Source organism: Pseudomonas sp. P8_241 (assembly GCF_034008315.1).
Taxonomy (GTDB): Bacteria; Pseudomonadota; Gammaproteobacteria; order Pseudomonadales; family Pseudomonadaceae; genus Aquipseudomonas.
In genome coordinates, this window is record NZ_CP125377.1 from 1,048,403 (window position 1) to 1,063,756 (window position 15,354).

A 15,354-nucleotide genomic window follows, 5' to 3' on the forward strand; every position below is an offset into this window, starting at 1 on the left:
CTCAGAAGCCGGTTGGGGTGCGGGTGTGCCAGTCAGTGTTGAGCTGATACTGGTGGGCAACGTTCAACAGGCGACCTTCCTGGAAATACGGAGCGAGCAATTGCACGCCGACCGGCAGACCGTCGACAAAACCTGCTGGCATGGACAGGCCCGGCAGACCCGCGAGGTTGGCGGTGATGGTGTAGACGTCTTCCAGGTATGCAGCGACCGGGTCGCTGTTCTTGGCGCCGAGCTTCCAGGCCGGGTTCGGCGTGGTTGGGCCGAGGATGATGTCGACCTCATTGAAGGCTGCCATGAAGTCGTTCTTGATCAAACGGCGGATCTTCTGCGCTTTCAGGTAGTAGGCATCGTAGTAACCGGCCGACAGCGCGTAGGCGCCGACCATGATCCGGCGCTGTACTTCCGGGCCGAAACCTTCGCCACGGGAGCGCTTGTACAGGTCGATCAGGTTGACCGGATTTTCGCAGCGGTAGCCGAAGCGCACGCCGTCGAAACGCGACAGGTTGGACGAGGCTTCCGCCGGGGCGATCACGTAGTACGCAGGAATGGCGTGCTGCATGTTCGGCAGGCTGATTTCCTTGATCACGGCGCCGAGCTTTTCCAGCTCCTTGACGCTGTTGTGGATCAGCTCGGCGATGCGCGGGTCGAGACCGGCGCTGAAATACTCTTTCGGCACGCCGATGCGCAGGCCTTGCAGCGAGCCGTTGAGGCTGGCGCTGTAGTCCGGCACGGGCTCATCGATGCTGGTGGAGTCGTTCGGATCGAAGCCGGCCATACCTTGCAACATAATTGCGCAGTCTTCGGCAGTGCGCGCCATCGGGCCGCCCTGATCGAGGCTGGACGCATACGCAATCATGCCCCAGCGCGAAACGCGACCGTACGTCGGTTTCAGGCCGGTGAGGTTGGTCAGCGCGGCGGGCTGACGAATGGAGCCTCCGGTGTCGGTGCCGGTGGCGGCAGGCAACAGACGAGCGGCAACCGCGGCAGCGGAGCCACCGGACGAACCGCCCGGTACGTGTTCCAGGTTCCACGGGTTTTTCACCGCGCCGTAGTAGCTCGACTCGTTGGCCGAACCCATGGCGAATTCGTCCATGTTGGTCTTGCCCAAGGTCACGGCCCCGGCAGCGGCCAGCTTGGCGACGACGGTCGCGTCGTAGGGAGCCTTGAAGTTGTCGAGCATCTTCGAGCCGCAGCTGGTGCGAATGCCCAGGGTGCAGAACAGGTCTTTGTGGGCGATCGGCGCACCGAGCAGGGCGCCGCTCTCACCATTGGCGCGGCGGGCGTCAGCGGCTTTCGCCTGCGTCAGCGCCAGGTCTTCGGTGAGGCTGATGAAACTGTTGAGCTGCGGATCGAGCTGGGCGATGCGCGCCAGCAGGACTTTAGTCAGCTCTTCGGAGGAAAACTTTTTATCGGCGAGTCCGCGGGCGATCTCGGCCAGAGTCAATTGATGCATTGCAGGCTCTTTCCCTATTAGTCGATGACTTTCGGAACCAGGTACAGGCCGTTTTCGACCGCTGGTGCGATGGACTGGTAGGCCTCGCGGTGATTGGTTTCGGTCACGACGTCTGCGCGCAGGCGCTGGCTGGCTTCCAGTGGGTGGGCGAGCGGCTCGATACCGTCGGTATTGACCGCCTGCATTTCGTCGACCAGCCCGAGAATGCTGTTGAGGGCCGAAGTGATGTGTGGAAGATCGGCATCATTTAGGCCAAGACAGGCCAGATGAGCGATTTTTTCCACGTCGGAGCGTTCAAGCGCCATTGGGATTCTCCAGTGGAAAACAAAACGGACGGCGTCCGTGTGTTAGATTGTCGGAACACTACCGCACTTCTACGGTCATAAGGCCGCGATTGTGGGGCTTGGTGCACAGAAAAGCGGCCAATTTAACATATTGGCGCCTTGCCCAAAATCCCTGTCGTTGTTAGAGTTTGCCGCACTTTTTTACCCACGCGTTGCCTAGGGTCCCTTTCCCATGTTCAAGAAACTGCGTGGCATGTTTTCCAGCGATCTTTCCATTGACCTGGGCACTGCCAACACCCTTATTTACGTGCGCGAGCGCGGTATCGTCCTGAATGAGCCATCGGTTGTGGCCATTCGGACACACGGTAACCAGAAAAGTGTTGTTGCTGTCGGCACCGAAGCCAAGCGCATGCTGGGTCGTACGCCGGGCAATATTGCTGCCATTCGTCCGATGAAGGACGGCGTTATTGCCGATTTCAGCGTCTGCGAAAAAATGCTGCAGTACTTCATCAACAAGGTTCACGAAAACAGCTTCCTGCAGCCTAGCCCTCGTGTGTTGATCTGCGTTCCGTGCAAATCCACCCAGGTTGAGCGTCGTGCCATTCGTGAATCGGCCCTCGGTGCCGGTGCCCGCGAAGTATTCCTGATCGAAGAGCCAATGGCTGCTGCGATCGGTGCCGGCCTGCCGGTAGAAGAAGCCCGCGGTTCGATGGTCGTGGATATCGGCGGCGGTACCACTGAAATCGCGCTGATCTCCCTCAACGGTGTGGTTTACGCTGAATCCGTACGGGTTGGCGGCGACCGTTTCGACGAAGCGATCATCACCTACGTGCGTCGCAACTACGGCAGCCTGATCGGTGAATCCACCGCAGAGCGCATCAAGCAGGAAATCGGTACGGCCTACCCGGGCGGCGAAGTTCGTGAAGTCGACGTTCGCGGCCGTAACCTTGCCGAAGGCGTTCCACGGGCATTCACCCTGAACTCCAACGAAGTGCTGGAAGCTCTGCAAGAGTCCCTGGCAACCATCGTTCAGGCCGTGAAAAGCGCTCTGGAGCAATCGCCACCGGAACTGGCTTCCGACATCGCCGAGCGTGGTCTGGTACTGACCGGTGGTGGCGCTCTGTTGCGTGACCTCGACAAGTTGCTGGCCCAGGAAACCGGTCTGCCGGTGATCGTCGCCGAAGATCCGCTGACCTGCGTTGCTCGCGGCGGTGGCCGTGCATTGGAAATGATGGATAAACACACCATGGACCTGCTTTCCAGCGAGTAAGTCGCCGGAATGCCTCTATGCTGTTGAGCGCGCAGGCAGCACTTTGCAGTGCTGCCTGTTCGCGTTTATCTTCTGTCAGTCTGCATCCAGGCCGGATCGCTGTCGTATGAATAAAGAGAACATTTGCCTGGGAGGAGCGGCTTATTAAACCGCTTTTCACCAAGGGTCCCTCACTGGGCGTGCGCTTGTTGGTGCTGGTCGTGCTGTCGGTCGCGTTGATGGTGGTCGATGCCCGCTTCACACTGCTCAAGCCGGTGCGTAGCCAGATGTCGCTGGTGCTGATGCAGTCTTACTGGGTCACCGACTTGCCGCAGCGGCTGTGGCAGGGCGTGGCAAGCCAGTTTGGCAGCCGGACCGAACTCGTCGCCGAAAACGAAAAACTCAAGACCGAGAACCTGCTGTTGCAGGGGCGCATGCAAAAGCTTGCCTCCCTCACCGAGCAGAACGTGCGGCTGCGCGAGTTGCTCAACTCCTCGGCGCTGGTCAATGAGAAGGTCGAAGTGGCCGAGCTGATTGGCATGGACCCCAACCCATTCACTCATCGCATCATCATCAACAAAGGTGAACGTGACGGCGTGATCCTCGGGCAGCCGGTGCTCGATGCCCGCGGGCTGATGGGGCAGGTGGTCGAGTTGATGCCCTACACCTCACGTGTTCTCTTGCTGACCGATACCACTCACAGCATTCCGGTACAGGTGAACCGCAACGGGTTGCGGGCGATTGCCAGCGGCACCGGCAATCCTGAGCGCCTGGAGTTGCGTCACGTGGCCGATACTGCCGATATCAAGGAAGGTGACTTGTTGGTCAGTTCCGGCCTCGGTCAGCGCTTCCCGGCGGGTTACCCGGTGGCGACGGTCAAGGAAGTGATTCACGACTCTGGCCAGCCGTTTGCCATTGTGCGTGCCGTGCCCACCGCTGCCTTGAATCGCAGCCGCTACTTGCTGCTGGTGTTCAGCGACGGGCGTACCGCCGAAGAACGCGCCAATGACGCGGCGCAGGCTCAGGAAGCGCTGGATCAGCACGGTGGTGGCCCGATGATTCCTCCTGCGGTGTCCAAGCCTGCCCTTGTACCGGCTGCAGCGGCCGCTCCGGTAGCTCCGGCGCCAGTGACTCCGGCTGCCCCGGCTCCCGCTGCCACGGCCCCGGTCAAACCTGTGACCCCCAAACCTGCCGCCAAGCCGCCCGCTGCCGCCAAGCCTGCGGCCAAACCGCCTGTCTCCGCACCGGCTTCTACTGGGGGACGAGAATAATGGTCGGTACCACCGCATCGCGAAACGGCTGGATCGTCTGGCTGACCTTCGCTGTCGGCATGCTGCTCAGCATTTCGCCACTGCCGCAATTCATGGAAATCCTCCGTCCCCTGTGGCTGGCTATGCTGCTGGCCTTTTGGGCGCTGGCCCTGCCGCAGAAAGTCGGTATGGTCACCGCCTTTTGTCTCGGCCTGGCCGAAGATGTGCTCTACGGTACGCTGCTGGGGCAGAACGCATTGATCCTGACGCTCATCACCTACCTGGTACTGGCGCTGCAACAACGCCTGCGGATGTTCCCGATGTGGCAACAGAGCCTGGTGATCCTGGTGATCTTCGGCCTCGCCCAGCTGGTTCAACTATGGCTCAGCGCCCTGACCGGCAATCGCCAGCCAACCCTGGCGCTGGTGCTGCCTGCCTTGGTCAGCGCATTGCTCTGGCCTTGGATTAGCTTCGGTTTGCGCGGATTGCGTCGACGCTACAAAATCAATTAATCCGCTCAGGCATTAGACAGGGAGAGGTCTTGATGAAACGGTTGTACCTCGCCTCAGGCTCGCCGCGTCGACGTGAGCTGCTCACGCAGATCGGCGTGCCGTTCACCGCCATCAGCGCGGATATCGATGAAACCCCTTTGTCCCACGAATCCCCATCGGCCTATGTCGAGCGCCTGGCGCGCGGCAAAGCCGAGGCCGGGCACGGGGCGGTCGTGTCTGGGGATTCGTTCTGCGTCCTCGGCGCCGATACCGCCGTGGTGCTCGACGGTAAAATACTCGGCAAACCGGTTGATGAAACCCAAGCGTGCGCCATGCTGAAGATGTTGTCCGGGCACGAACACCTGGTCTTGACCGCTATTGCCGTGCTCGATGGCGAGCGTTGCGAATCCCGGGTTGTCACCAGTCGCGTGCGCTTTCGGGATATCAGTCCTGAAGAAGCCGTGGCCTACTGGGCCAGCGGAGAACCCCGGGACAAGGCGGGTGGTTATGGCATTCAAGGATTGGGAGCGGTGTTTGTTGCCGGGCTCAATGGAAGTTATTCGGCGGTGGTTGGACTGCCGCTGTGCGAAACCGCAGAACTGCTCGGCCATTTCGGCATACCCTGTTGGCAAACCCACAACGCGCGCTAAGCGTCGTACAGAACAGATGCGGCCATTATCGTGAATACGCCTGAACGAGACCCTGCCATGAGTGAAGAGATTCTGATCAACATCACGCCGATGGAATCGCGCGTGGCGGTGGTCGAAAACGGTGTCCTGCAAGAGGTTCATGTCGAGCGTACGCAAAAACGCGGGATCGTCGGCAATATCTACAAAGGCAAGGTCGTGCGGGTACTGCCGGGTATGCAGGCCGCTTTCGTCGACATCGGCCTTGATCGCGCCGCATTCATTCACGCGTCGGAAATATCCTTGCGAGAAGGCCCTGCGGTCGAAAGCATCAGTGCCCTGGTGCACGAAGGCCAAAGCCTGGTGGTGCAAGTCACCAAAGACCCGATCGGCTCCAAGGGCGCGCGCCTGACCACGCAACTGTCGATTCCTTCGCGCTATCTGGTGTACATGCCGCGCACAGCTCACGTCGGTATTTCCCTGAAGATCGAAGACGAAGCCGAACGCGATCGTCTCAAGCAAGTGGTCACCGATTGCGTGGCCAGGGAAGGCATCAAGGAAGCCGGCGGTTTCATCCTGCGCACGGCGGCCGAAGGCGCCGGCGCGGACGAGATCCTGATGGACATCCGCTACCTGCGTCGGCTTTGGGATCAGATCAACGAGCAGATAAAGACCATCAGCGCGCCGAGCGTGATCTACGAAGATCTCGGTCTGGCGTTGCGCACGCTGCGCGATCTGGTCAGTCCGAAAATCGAAAAAATCCGCATCGACTCCCGGGAAACCTTCCAGAAAACCACGCAGTTCGTCGCCGAACTCATGCCGGAGATCGCTGATCGTCTGGAGCACTACCCCGGCGAACGGCCGATTTTCGACTTGTATGGCGTGGAAGACGAAATCCAGAAAGCGCTGGAACGTAAAGTCCCGCTCAAGTCCGGTGGCTATCTGGTGGTCGATCCGGCGGAAGCCATGAGTACCATTGACGTCAACACCGGGGCGTTCGTCGGCCATCGCAACCTCGAAGAAACCATCTTCAAGACCAATCTCGAAGCCGCGACCGCTATCGCACGTCAGCTGCGCCTGCGCAATCTGGGCGGCATCATCATCATCGACTTCATCGACATGGAAGATGAAGAGCACCAACGCCAGGTATTGCGCACGCTCGAGAAGCAATTGGAGCGCGATCACGCCAAGACCAACATCATCGGCATCACCGAGTTGGGCCTGGTGCAGATGACCCGCAAGCGTACCCGCGAAAGCCTCGAACAGGTGCTGTGTGAGCCGTGCACCAGCTGTCAGGGACGCGGCAAGCTGAAGACGCCGGAAACCGTTTGCTACGAAATCTTCCGTGAAATCCTCCGTGAAGCTCGCGCCTATCAGGCGGAAGGCTATCGTGTATTGGCGAACCAGAAAGTTGTCGATCGACTACTGGATGAAGAGTCGGGCAATGTCGCCGAGCTTGAAGGCTTTATCGGTCGCACGATTCGGTTCCAGGTCGAAACCATGTATTCGCAGGAACAGTACGACGTGGTGTTGCTCTGAATCCCTACGCGTCAGTAGCACTACAACGGCTTGCCGCAGTTTTTTGCAGGAACTTCGTCATGGGAGCCAACTGACATGGAACGTCTGACACGCATTTTGGCCGTAATGACCCGCTGGGGTCTGGGCCTGTGCGCGTTGGTTTTGGTGTTGATGGCGCTCTATGTCAGCCTTGGCCGCGAATTGTCACCGTTGGTGGCCGAGTACCGTGCCGAAGTCGAAAGCAAAGCCACCAGTGCCTTGGGCATGCCGTTGCAGATCGGCGAGCTGGAAGGACGCTGGAGCGGCTTTGCCCCGATTCTGCTGGCTCACGACGTGACGGTCGGTGAGGGGGCCAATGCCTTGCATCTGGATCAGGTGCGCGCAGTCCCGGACCTTTGGGCCAGTGTGCTGGCGCGCCAGGTGCGTATCGCTCATCTGGAGCTCAACGGGCTGAAGATCAGCCTCAAGCAAGGCGAGGATGGCCAGTGGGCGCTGGAAGGGTTGCCGGTGAAGGACGATCAGCCCCTCGATCCGGAGCAGTTGCTGAACCAGATGCAGATGATTCAGCAACTGTCGGTACTCGACAGCCAGGTCACTCTGCAACCGTTTGGCGAGTCACCGATGACCTTGACCTATGTCGGCATGAGTCTGAAAGTTGGCTCCACTCGTCAGCGGCTCGATGCTCGCTTGACCCTTCCTGACGGTCAGCCGATGGCCATGAGCCTGCGCACGCGCATTCGCGCCAGCCAGTGGAAGGATGGCGAGGCGCAAGTCTATCTGAGTCTGCCGCAAAGCGACTGGTCGAAGTGGTTGCCCGAAACGCTCACCCGGCAATGGAATTTCACCGAGATCAAGGCCGGAGGCGAGCTGTGGCTGAGCTGGGGCAAGGGTGCCATGCAAAGCGCTGCCGTGCGCTTGAATGCACCGCAACTCAAGGGCGCCTATGCCGAGCGAAAGCCGATCCAGATCAACAATCTGGCGCTGAACGGGTATTTCCAGCGCAGCGCCGAAGGCATGTTGGTGACCCTGGATTCGCTGGCCATGAACCTCGGCGAGACGCGCTGGGAAACGCATTTGCAGCTCAAGCAAACGGCAGCGACGGACAAGACCGAAGAGCTATGGCACCTGCAGGCCGACCGTGTCGACCTGACTCCGCTCACGCCGCTGATCAATGCCCTCGGGCCGCTGCCCGAAGGTTTTGCCACAGTGGTAGATCGGCTCAAGGTCACGGGCCGATTGCGTAATGTGCTGCTTGATGTTCGACCGAATGCCACTGATGAGAGCAAGTTCGAATTCGCCGCCAACCTCGATCAGGTTGGCTTCGACGCCTATCACGGCGCTCCGGCGGCGCGAAATGTCAGCGGCAGCATCAGCGCAAATCTGGGGCACGGCGAGCTGCGCATGGACAGCAAGGACTTCATGCTGCACCTGGACCCTATCTTCGCCAAACCATGGCAGTACATTCAGGCCAATGCGCGGTTGACCTGGAAGCTGGATAAAGACAGCTTCACCCTGGTCGCGCCGTACCTGAAGGTACTGGGCGAAGAAGGCAAAATTGCCGGTGACTTCCTGATTCGCCTGCATTTCGACCACACTCAGGAAGACTACATGGACCTGCGGGTCGGCCTCGTAGAGGGCGACGGCCGCTACACCGCCAAGTACCTGCCGAAAGTCCTCAGTCCTGCGCTCGATGAATGGCTGCGCACCGCCATTCTGAAAGGCGCGGTCGACCAGGGTTTCTTCCAGTATCAGGGATCACTGAGCCACGATGCCAAGGACACGGATCGCAGCATCAGCCTGTTCTTCAAGGTTCACGATGCCGAGTTGGCGTTCCAGCCGGGCTGGCCGCATGTGCGTAATGTCACGGGCGATGTGTTCGTCGAAGACAGTGGGGTGCGGGTTCTGGCCAGCAAGGGACAGTTGCTCGACACCCAGGTCAGCGATATTTACGTCAATATCCCTCACGCTCCAGCGGGGCAAGACTCTCACCTCTTGCTCGACGGCCAATTTGCCGGTGGACTGGGCGATGGCCTGAAAATCCTTCAGCAAGCCCCTATCGGTACTGCTGACACCTTTGCCGGGTGGGAAGGCGAGGGTGAGTTGCACGGCAAACTGAATCTGGATATCCCGCTGGCCAAGGCCACGCAACCGAAGATCATCGTCGATTTCAAAACCGCCAAGGCACGGTTGAAGCTGGCCGAACCTGAGCTGGAACTGACCCAGCTCAAAGGAGATTTCCGTTTTGACAGCGGCAAGGGGCTGAGTGGTCAGAACATCAGCGCCAGAGCCTTCGACAAACCGGTGTCCGCGCAGATTTTTGCCGATGGCCGTGCAGGCAAGCTCAATACTCGCGTTGTGGCTTCGGGCCAGGTCGAGGTCAAGAAACTCACCGATTGGCTTAAGGTGACGCAGCCGCTACCGGTCAGTGGCGTGATCCCTTATCAACTGCAGCTGACCCTGGATGGTGCCGACAGCCAGTTAATGGTCAATTCCAGCCTCAAAGGCGTGGCGATCGATTTGCCAGCACCGTTCGGCCTGGCCGCCGATGTCGGGCGCGATACAACGTTTCGTATGACCTTGCAGGGCGCCGAGCGGCGCTACTGGGTCACCTACGGGAACCTGGCGAGTTTCACGTTTGCGGCGCCGACTGCCAACTTCGCCGACGGTCGCGGTGAATTGTTCCTGGGCGGCGGCGATGCCGTGTTGCCTGGCGCTAAGGGCCTGCGAATACGCGGTGTGTTGTCGGAACTGGACGTCGGCCCTTGGAAGGCGCTGGTAGACAAGTACGCCGGCCAGGACCCAGGCGGCAGCGCCAAACAGTTGCTCAGCAGTGCGGATATCAAAGTGGGCAAGCTCACTGGCATTGGCACGACACTGGATCAGGCTTCGGTGCAATTGACGCGTAAAGCGGCCTCCTGGGCGGCGCAACTCGACAGTCAGCAAGTCAAGGGCAGCGCGAGCATTCCTGACGCGAAAGGCGTGCCGATTGTGATCAATCTGCAAACTGTCCGTTTACCCGCACCGGATCCGAAGGTGCTGGCCGATGAAAATTCGCCGGACCCGCTGGCAACCGTGGACCCGACGAAAATCCCGGCGGTGGATATCACCATCAATCAGCTGTATCAGGGCAAGGACCTGGTCGGCGCGTGGTCGCTGAAGATTCGACCGACAGCCAAAGGTATTGCCTTCAACGCGCTGGATCTGGGCCTCAAGGGCATTTTGCTGGTGGGCAGCGGTGGCTGGGAAGGAGCACCTGGCGCCAGCAACAGTTGGTACAAGGGCCGCATCAGCGGTAAAAATCTCGCCGATGTGCTTAAGGGTTGGGGGTTTGCGCCGAGTGTCACCAGCCAGGACTTTCACATGGACGTTGACGGCCGTTGGCCCGGCTCTCCAGCCTGGGTCGCCACCAAGCGTTTCTCCGGGACGCTCGATGCGACGCTCAATGAAGGTCAGTTTGTCGAGGTGGAGGGCAGCGCCCAGGCATTACGCGTGTTTGGCCTGCTCAACTTCAACTCCATCGGGCGTCGCCTGCGTCTCGATTTTTCCGACCTGTTTGGCAAAGGCCTGAGTTATGACCGGGTCAAAGGTTTGCTGGTGGCGACGAACGGTGTGTATGTCACCCGTGAGCCGATTCGCTTGACAGGCCCGTCCAGCACCATCGAGCTCGACGGTACGTTGAATATGGTGGCTGACAAGATCGATGCGAAATTGCTGGTGACCTTGCCGGTGACCAACAACCTGCCGATTGCTGCGCTGATTGTCGGCGCGCCCGCCATCGGTGGTGCGCTGTTCCTGATGGACAAGCTGATCGGCGACCGCGTCTCGCGTTTCGCCAGCGTCAAGTACACGGTCAAAGGGCCGTGGAAAGAGCCGAAAATCACCTTTGAAAAACCTTTTTGAAAGCCACGCTTAGAGGCTATGGAGTAGCATGACCGAAGGCTGCGATTTTTTGATCTTGCTGTTTCAAATCAAATGATCGCAGCCTTCGGCAGCTCCTACAGGGTCTGTGTTTATTTCAGAAAGGATCAATCCATGTCTGTCGCGGTGATTCAAATGGTCAGCCAGAGCGATGTGCTGGCCAACTTGGCCCAGGCCCGTCGTTTGCTTGAACAAGCGGCTGCGGGCGGTGCGAGGCTTGCCGTGCTGCCGGAGAATTTCGCTGCCATGGGGCGCCGTGACATCGCCGATATCGGCCGCGCCGAAGCGTTGGGCGAAGGCCCGATCCTGCCGTGGTTGAAACAGACCGCGCGCGACCTCAAGTTATGGATAGTGGCTGGCACCTTGCCGTTGCCACCGGTGGATCAGCCGGCGGCCAAGGTACACGCCTGTTCGTTGCTGGTTGATGACCAGGGCGAAACGATGGCGCGCTATGACAAGCTGCACTTGTTCGACGTCGACGTGGCGGACAATCGCGGACGTTATCGCGAATCCGATGACTATGCTTATGGCAGTGGCGTCGTGGTGGCAGACACACCGGTCGGTCGGGTTGGTCTGACGGTCTGTTATGACTTGCGCTTCCCGGAGCTGTACAGCGAGTTACGCGCTGCCGGTGCGCAACTGATTACGGCGCCTTCTGCGTTTACTGCCGTGACCGGCGCCGCGCACTGGGAAGTGCTGATTCGCGCACGAGCCATCGAGACCCAGTGTTATGTGCTTGCGGCTGCCCAGGGCGGGACGCATCCGGGGCCGCGAGAGACTTTCGGTCACGCTGCTATCATCGATCCCTGGGGGCGGGTGCTGGCGCAACAGGATCAAGGCGAGGCCGTGCTGCTGGCCGAACGCGACAGCAGCGAACAGGCGTCCATCCGGGCGCGGATGCCGGTGTCCACTCATCGGCGCTTTTTCTCGCAGGGCGCCCAGCGACCTGCATCAGAACGACGAATTTAAGGCGTAAAACATATGAGCGAGTTGTTGTCCTCAGTCAGTGAACACCTCCTGGCGCCCGGCGGCGTGACGATCGAGAGCCTGCAAGGTGTGCTCGGCGATCTGGCTGGCCCGGGCATCGATGCCGCCGACCTGTATTTCCAGGGGCAGATTTCCGAGTCCTGGGCGTTGGAAGACGGCATCGTCAAGGAAGGCAGCTTCAACCTCGATCAGGGTGTGGGTGTGCGGGCGCAATCGGGTGAAAAAACCGGTTTTGCTTATAGCAACGCCATCACCCTGGAAGCCTTGGGCGCAGCAGCCCGTGCTGCCCGTTCGATTTCTCGCGCCGGGCAGAATGGCACGGTACAGGCGTTCACCACGCAAGATGTCGCGCAGTTGTATGGGCCGGACAATCCGCTGGAAGTGCTGTCCCGTGCCGAGAAAGTCGATTTGCTCAAGCGCATCGACGCCGCCACCCGCGCGCTCGATCCGCGTATCCAGCAGGTCACCGTGAGCATGGCCGGTGTCTGGGAGCGGATTCTGGTGGCCTCCACCGACGGCGGCCTGGCGGCGGACGTGCGACCGCTGGTGCGTTTCAATGTCAGTGTGATCGTCGAGCAGAACGGTCGTCGCGAGCGCGGTGGACATGGCGGTGGCGGTCGTACCGACTACCGCTATTTCCTCGCCGAAGACCGCGCCATGGGCTATGCCCGTGAAGCATTGCGCCAGGCACTGGTCAATCTTGAAGCGATTCCGGCACCGGCCGGTACCTTGCCGGTGGTGCTCGGTTCCGGGTGGTCGGGCGTGCTGCTGCACGAAGCGGTCGGGCATGGTCTGGAAGGCGATTTCAATCGCAAGGGCAGTTCGGCTTACAGCGGACGCATGGGCGAAATGGTTGCGTCCAAGCTTTGCACCATCGTCGATGACGGCACCCTGGCCGGTCGCCGTGGCTCGTTGAGTGTCGATGACGAAGGCACGCCGACCGAGTGCACCACGCTGATCGAGAACGGCGTGCTCAAAGGCTACATGCAGGACAAGCTCAATGCCCGCCTGATGGGCGTGGCCCGCACCGGCAATGGTCGTCGAGAATCCTATGCGCACCTGCCGATGCCGCGCATGACCAACACTTACATGCTCGCCGGCGAAAGCGATCCGCAAGAAATCATCGCCTCGGTGAAACGCGGAATCTACTGCGCCAATCTCGGCGGCGGTCAGGTGGATATCACCAGCGGCAAATTCGTGTTCTCCACCAGCGAGGCGTATCTGATCGAGGACGGCAAGATCACTGCCCCGGTCAAAGGTGCAACACTGATCGGCAACGGGCCGGAAGCCATGAGCAAAGTGTCGATGGTCGGTAACGACCTCTCACTGGACAGTGGTGTGGGGACGTGCGGCAAGGATGGGCAGTCGGTGCCGGTGGGTGTCGGCCAGCCAACGCTGAAGATTGATGCGATCACCGTGGGTGGCACGGGTTCGTAAGGAGGCATACATCCCGTGCAGGAGCTGCCGAGGGCTGCGATCTTTTGATTTTGCTTTTGAGAAACAAGATCAAAAGATCGCAGCCTGCGGCAGCTCCTACAGGGGGCGAGAATTAACGCAGACCGCGTTGAGTCTCGTCCAGCTCACGGATGTACTTGAAGATTTTACGGCTGGAAGCAGGAGGTTTGTTTTGCGCAACCTCGTGCTGGGCCTGCCGGATCAGGGAGCGCAATTGCTGGCGATCCGCGTCCGGGTAGTCGACGACGAATTTTTCCAGCACGGCATCGTCGCCGGCGATCAGGCGATCACGCCAACGTTCCAGGTTGTGGAAGCGTTCGTTGTACTGGCGAGTGGAGGCATCGAGTTGATCGAGCAAAACCAGAATGGCGTCAGTGTCCTGATCGCGCATCAGTTTGCCGATGAACTGAAGGTGCCGTTTACGCGCGATATTCGCGGTGTGCTTGGGCGCATCGGCCAGGGCCCGGCGCATAGCGTCGGTCAACGGCAGTTTTGCCAGCAAGTCAGGCTTGAGTGTTGTAAGGCGCTCGCCGAGATCAACCAGAGCATGCAGCTCGCGTTTGACCTGGGATTTGCTTTTTTCTCCCGTATCGAGGGAGTCGTCGTAAGAATCAACCATGGTGGCCGTCCGCAAAGAAACGCCGCCATGATAACCAGTCGGGGGCCGCTTGTCCGGCCCGGTCGCTCGATGACCGTTACCGAAAGCAGAATTTGAGTGGAGAACAGCATGAGTGCAGTTGAAAGCGTCGGTCCACAAGCGTTGCCGGCACTGCAGGAACAAGTCGAGCAGATCATCGCTGAAGCCAAGCGCCAGGGCGCCAGTGCCTGTGAAGTCGCGGTCTCCCTGGAGCAGGGCCTGTCGACCACAGTGCGTCAGCGTGAAGTCGAAACCGTTGAATTCAACCGTGACCAGGGTTTTGGCATCACCTTGTATGTCGGCCAGCGCAAAGGCTCGGCCAGCACTTCGGCCAGTGGGCCGGATGCGATTCGCGAGACGGTCGCTGCAGCATTGGCTATCGCCAAACACACCTCGGAAGACGAAGCCTCGGGACTGGCGGATGCTGCACTGATGGCGCGTGATCTTCAGGATTTCGATCTGTTCCATCAATGGGACATCACCCCGGAACAAGCCATCGAACAGGCGCTGGCCTGTGAAGCTGCTGCGTTTGACGCCGACAGCCGGATCAAGAACGCCGACGGCACGACACTCAGCACTCATCAGGGCTGCCGTGTCTACGGTAACAGCCATGGCTTTGTCGGCGGCTACGCATCGACCCGGCACAGTTTGAGCTGTGTGATGATCGCTGAGGCCGATGGCCAGATGCAGCGTGATTACTGGTACGACGTAAACCGCCAGGGCAATTTGCTGGCCGACCCGGTGAGCATTGGCCAGCGTGCGGCGCAACGGGCAGCCAGCCGTCTCGGTGCGCGTCCGGTGCCGACGTGCGAAGTCCCGGTGCTGTTTTCCGCCGAACTGGCCGGTGGGTTGTTCGGGAGTTTCCTGTCGGCGATCTCCGGCGGCAGTTTGTACCGTAAATCCTCGTTCCTTGAAGGCACGCTGGGGCAGAAGTTGTTTCCGCAATGGCTGACCATAGATGAGCGTCCGCATTTGATGCGCGCGATGGGCAGTGCGGCATTCGATGGTGATGGTCTGGCGACCTATGCCAAACCGTTCGTCGAAAAAGGTGAGTTGGTGTCCTACATCCTCGGCACCTATTCCGGTCGCAAACTCGGCATGCCAAGTACAGCAAACGCTGGCGGCGTACATAACCTGTTCGTCACTCATGGAGATGAAGACCAGGCGGCCTTGCTGCGGCGCATGGGGCGTGGCCTGCTGGTGACTGAATTGATGGGGCAGGGCCTGAACATGGTGACCGGCGATTATTCCCGAGGTGCAGCGGGTTACTGGGTTGAGAACGGTGAAATCCAGTTTGCGGTGCAGGAAGTCACCATCGCCGGGAACATGCGTGACATGTTCAAGCAGATTGTTGCCGTGGGTAATGACCTGGAACTGCGCAGCAACATTCGTACGGGTTCGGTGTTGATCGAGCGGATGACGGTGGCGGGCAGCTAAAGCCTCCACCTCTATACAAAAAGGCGCGCCACCCTATTGGGTGGCGCGC

12 protein-coding genes are annotated in these 15,354 nt (G+C 60.0%); 9 read left to right on the forward strand and 3 right to left on the reverse strand.

All coding sequences use genetic code 11. The features are described from left to right. Window position 1 precedes the first annotated feature (1 nt). Window positions 2-1,453, reverse strand: coding sequence for an Asp-tRNA(Asn)/Glu-tRNA(Gln) amidotransferase subunit GatA (gatA, locus tag QMK58_RS04595; protein ID WP_053154546.1), 1,452 nt, complete (start codon window positions 1,451-1,453; stop codon window positions 2-4). A gap of 17 nt (window positions 1,454-1,470) precedes the next feature. Then, entirely contained in the window at window positions 1,471-1,758 is a 288-nt protein-coding gene (gene gatC, locus QMK58_RS04600; RefSeq protein ID WP_007901429.1) for an Asp-tRNA(Asn)/Glu-tRNA(Gln) amidotransferase subunit GatC, read from the reverse strand. A 211-nt stretch (window positions 1,759-1,969) separates the two neighbouring features. Between gatC and mreB the strand changes: the two genes are divergently transcribed. The 8 genes from mreB to tldD all read left to right on the forward strand — a co-directional run bounded on the left by mreB (window position 1,970) and on the right by tldD (window position 13,213). After that, window positions 1,970-3,007, forward strand: coding sequence for a rod shape-determining protein MreB (gene mreB / locus QMK58_RS04605; RefSeq protein WP_002555108.1), 1,038 nt, complete (start codon window positions 1,970-1,972; stop codon window positions 3,005-3,007). A gap of 143 nt (window positions 3,008-3,150) precedes the next feature. Continuing rightward, complete coding sequence (mreC, locus tag QMK58_RS04610) at window positions 3,151-4,257, forward strand: rod shape-determining protein MreC (protein ID WP_082344416.1); 1,107 nt, start codon at window positions 3,151-3,153, stop codon at window positions 4,255-4,257. Then, window positions 4,257-4,748 carry a rod shape-determining protein MreD gene (gene mreD / locus QMK58_RS04615; RefSeq protein ID WP_053154552.1) on the forward strand — a complete coding sequence of 164 codons (492 nt, stop codon included), beginning with the start codon at window positions 4,257-4,259 and terminating at the stop codon, window positions 4,746-4,748. Before mreC ends, mreD begins: the two co-directional genes overlap by 1 nt. Window positions 4,749-4,780: 32 nt before the next feature. Continuing rightward, window positions 4,781-5,377: a Maf family protein gene (locus tag QMK58_RS04620; RefSeq protein ID WP_053154554.1), complete on the forward strand. Its 597-nt coding sequence runs from the start codon at window positions 4,781-4,783 to the stop codon at window positions 5,375-5,377. 57 nt (window positions 5,378-5,434) lie between these two features. Continuing rightward, a complete protein-coding gene (gene rng, locus QMK58_RS04625) occupies window positions 5,435-6,892 on the forward strand; it encodes a ribonuclease G (protein ID WP_053154556.1) in 1,458 nt (485 codons plus the stop codon). 75 nt (window positions 6,893-6,967) lie between these two features. After that, a complete protein-coding gene (locus tag QMK58_RS04630) occupies window positions 6,968-10,771 on the forward strand; it encodes a YhdP family protein (protein WP_320395937.1) in 3,804 nt (1,267 codons plus the stop codon). Window positions 10,772-10,903: 132 nt separating this feature from the next. Further along, on the forward strand, window positions 10,904-11,758 hold the full coding sequence (locus QMK58_RS04635; protein WP_053154562.1) for a carbon-nitrogen hydrolase family protein: 855 nt from the start codon (window positions 10,904-10,906) through the stop codon (window positions 11,756-11,758). Window positions 11,759-11,770: 12 nt separating this feature from the next. Continuing rightward, window positions 11,771-13,213 carry a metalloprotease TldD gene (gene tldD / locus QMK58_RS04640; RefSeq protein ID WP_053154565.1) on the forward strand — a complete coding sequence of 481 codons (1,443 nt, stop codon included), beginning with the start codon at window positions 11,771-11,773 and terminating at the stop codon, window positions 13,211-13,213. 112 nt (window positions 13,214-13,325) lie between these two features. On the opposite strand, the gene yjgA is transcribed toward tldD, so the two are convergent. Then, window positions 13,326-13,850, reverse strand: a complete 525-nt coding sequence (gene yjgA / locus QMK58_RS04645) for a ribosome biogenesis factor YjgA (RefSeq protein ID WP_034148278.1) — start codon at window positions 13,848-13,850, stop codon at window positions 13,326-13,328. Between the two features lie 108 nt (window positions 13,851-13,958). Between yjgA and pmbA the strand changes: the two genes are divergently transcribed. Continuing rightward, on the forward strand, window positions 13,959-15,305 hold the full coding sequence (gene pmbA / locus QMK58_RS04650; protein WP_053154567.1) for a metalloprotease PmbA: 1,347 nt from the start codon (window positions 13,959-13,961) through the stop codon (window positions 15,303-15,305). The last annotated feature ends 49 nt before the right edge of the window (window positions 15,306-15,354 follow it).

Bases quoted from the DNA above. Each gene is read 5' to 3' on its own strand.
- gatA (WP_053154546.1), bottom strand. From the start codon at position 1,453: ATGCATCAATTGACTCTGGCCGAGATCGCCCGCGGACTCGCCGATAAA.
- gatC (WP_007901429.1), bottom strand. From the start codon at position 1,758: ATGGCGCTTGAACGCTCCGACGTGGAAAAAATCGCTCATCTGGCCTGT.
- mreB (WP_002555108.1), top strand. From the start codon at position 1,970: ATGTTCAAGAAACTGCGTGGCATGTTTTCCAGCGATCTTTCCATTGAC.
- mreD (WP_053154552.1), top strand. From the start codon at position 4,257: ATGGTCGGTACCACCGCATCGCGAAACGGCTGGATCGTCTGGCTGACC.
- QMK58_RS04620 (WP_053154554.1), top strand. From the start codon at position 4,781: ATGAAACGGTTGTACCTCGCCTCAGGCTCGCCGCGTCGACGTGAGCTG.
- rng (WP_053154556.1), top strand. From the start codon at position 5,435: ATGAGTGAAGAGATTCTGATCAACATCACGCCGATGGAATCGCGCGTG.
- QMK58_RS04630 (WP_320395937.1), top strand. From the start codon at position 6,968: ATGGAACGTCTGACACGCATTTTGGCCGTAATGACCCGCTGGGGTCTG.
- QMK58_RS04635 (WP_053154562.1), top strand. From the start codon at position 10,904: ATGTCTGTCGCGGTGATTCAAATGGTCAGCCAGAGCGATGTGCTGGCC.
- tldD (WP_053154565.1), top strand. From the start codon at position 11,771: ATGAGCGAGTTGTTGTCCTCAGTCAGTGAACACCTCCTGGCGCCCGGC.
- yjgA (WP_034148278.1), bottom strand. From the start codon at position 13,850: ATGGTTGATTCTTACGACGACTCCCTCGATACGGGAGAAAAAAGCAAA.
- pmbA (WP_053154567.1), top strand. From the start codon at position 13,959: ATGAGTGCAGTTGAAAGCGTCGGTCCACAAGCGTTGCCGGCACTGCAG.